The organism is Nitratidesulfovibrio liaohensis, assembly GCF_011682075.1.
GTDB classification, from domain to species: domain Bacteria; phylum Desulfobacterota; class Desulfovibrionia; order Desulfovibrionales; family Desulfovibrionaceae; genus Cupidesulfovibrio; species Cupidesulfovibrio liaohensis.
In genome coordinates this window covers 1-655 of sequence record NZ_VSMK01000746.1, presented here as the reverse complement: position 1 = coordinate 655, position 655 = coordinate 1, and the positions used below count along the sequence as shown (strand labels likewise).

The 655-nt window shown below is 71.6% G+C and carries 1 protein-coding gene; it reads right to left on the bottom strand.

Translation table 11 applies throughout. The features are described 5' to 3' along the window. Positions 1–193: 193 nt before the first annotated feature. Positions 194–655: FCD domain-containing protein (locus FVW27_RS18460; protein WP_167128020.1), on the bottom strand; the 462-nt coding region annotated here is incomplete at its 5' end.

The window sequence follows — 655 nt, the reverse complement described above, 5'->3', positions numbered from 1 at the left end:
GGGCAGGCCCGCGCCCAGCAGCAGCGCCGGAACGGCCAGTGCGGCCACGCCCAACCGGCACGCCGCGCGGAACATGGATGCGAAGTTCATGCGAATCTCCTCTCCCACACGGCGCAGGGGGCGGCGCATGGGGCGTGGTTGCGCGCCGCTCCGGTGCCGCGAAACGCCATGGCACCGGAGCGGCGCGAAAGGTTCATGATTTTTTCGATGCGGCCTTGCCGGACTGACGGCCTGCCAGCGCGGCAGCGGGAGTACCGTCCACTGCACCATCGGACTCGCCATCAGGCTGACGCAGGGTGTCCAGCACCGCATCGCCGCCATGCAGCACGTGGATACGCATGGCCTCGGCGGCGCCCTCCGCATCGCCCGCCACCACGGCGGCCACGATGCGGGCGTGGTCCTCGTCCGACCATTCCCCGGCCTCGCGCAGGGGCACCAGCGCGCGGATGATACGCTCCACCACCCCTTCGATCTCGTCCAGCAGACGGGCCAACAGCAGGGAGCCGCCCGCAGCCCGCAGCAGCAGGTGGAATTCGGTGTTCAATTCGGCCAGTCGAACCACGTCGTCCCTGGCCGCCGCCTCTCGAAAGGCCGTCAGGTTGGCGCGCAGGGCCTCCACCTGGTCCGGCGCGGCCCGGCGCGCGGCCAGCGCGGC